Source organism: Acetobacter nitrogenifigens DSM 23921 = NBRC 105050 (assembly GCF_000429165.1).
GTDB classification, from domain to species: Bacteria; Pseudomonadota; Alphaproteobacteria; order Acetobacterales; family Acetobacteraceae; genus Acetobacter; species Acetobacter nitrogenifigens.
This window is the reverse complement of record NZ_AUBI01000051.1, coordinates 1-1388: the sequence shown is the minus strand read 5'-3', so window position 1 is coordinate 1388 and position 1388 is coordinate 1. Positions and strand designations below refer to the sequence as shown.

General features: G+C 60.7%; 1 protein-coding gene. It reads left to right on the top strand.

Annotated elements, in window-relative coordinates:
- Positions 1-30: 30 nt before the first annotated feature.
- Positions 31-1388, top strand: a 1358-nt coding sequence (locus G442_RS23500; RefSeq protein WP_211229182.1) for an autotransporter outer membrane beta-barrel domain-containing protein, incomplete at its 3' end; no start/stop codon positions are given.

Genomic DNA, 1388 nt, shown 5'->3' with positions numbered 1-1388 from the left:
TCCGCAATCCACAATGACGGCTCACTCAACGTGAACCACAGCAACACGCTGACGCTGTCCCAGATTATCGATGGAACAGGCAGCCTCGTTCAACAAGGCGCCGGCACTCTTATTCTGAGTGGAGCCAACAGCTATACAGGCGAGACGAGCGTCAATGCGGGCGTTTTGCAAGTTGACGGAGATCAGAGCGCGGCCACGGGGACGACCACAGTCGCCTCTGGCGCGACGTTAAGCGGGGTCGGGACGCTGGGCGGCGACGTGGCGGTCAAAAGTGGCGCGACCCTCGCGGCTGGTGATGGCGCCAGCGGGATCGGCACCTTAACGGTCGCCGGGAATCTGGCCTTGTCGACGGGCTCGATACAGAACTTTGATGTAGGCGTCGCCAATGTGGCGGGCGGGTCATACAATGATCTGGTGGCTGTCGGCGGAAACCTGACCCTTGGCGGCACGCTGAACGTTGGCGCGAACACGGCGGGAGTTGATGCGGCGAGCGGCGCCCTGGATGCCGGCGTTTACCGAATTTATACTTACGGCGGCGCCCTATCGGGTGTTGCTGACGAGACGCTTGGCACGGTGGCCGCAGCTTCCGGCGTCACCCTGAATCTTCAAACCTCGATTGATCATCAGGTCAACCTTGTCGTCAATGACGGTACTTTGAATTTCTGGGACGGATCCAATACCGGAAGCAATCACGGCTCGGATGGGTCGTCTGGCAACGACGTGGTTGACGGAGGAAGTGGCGTCTGGACGGCGATAAATGGGCAGGGCGACAACAATTGGACCAATTCCGCGGGTAGCCGCAACGCGCCATGGGACAGCGGCGCATACGCGGTGTTTGAAGGCAGCGCCGGAACGGTGACGGTCAAAGATACGGACACTGCAGGAAATCCGGCGAATGTAACATTCAGCGGCATGCAATTCGCCAACAACGACGGCGGCGTTTATGTCGTGACCGGCGATGACCTGTATGCGACGGACGCCACGACGACGATACGTGTGGGCGACGGCACGGCGTCGGGGGCTGCGATTACAGCTGATCTGGACACTGTTATTAATGACAGCCATGTTTCAGGCGGCACGTCTCTGGACAAGACCGATCTGGGGACGCTGATCATCACGAAGGATCAGACCTACACAGGCGCGACGACGATTGGCGCCGGCACGTTGCAGCTTGGGGATGGCGGAGCGACCGGCGACATCGCCGCCACTACGGCTATTCACGACAACGGCACGTTCGCAATCGATCGCAGCGACGCGTTGACTGTGGGGCAGGTGATCGATGGCACGGGTAATCTGAACCAGATCGGTACAGGCTCAACGACTCTTGCGGCGGTGAACGCCTACACGGGCGCGACGACGATCAGCGGCGGGAGGCTGGCGTTGTCGGG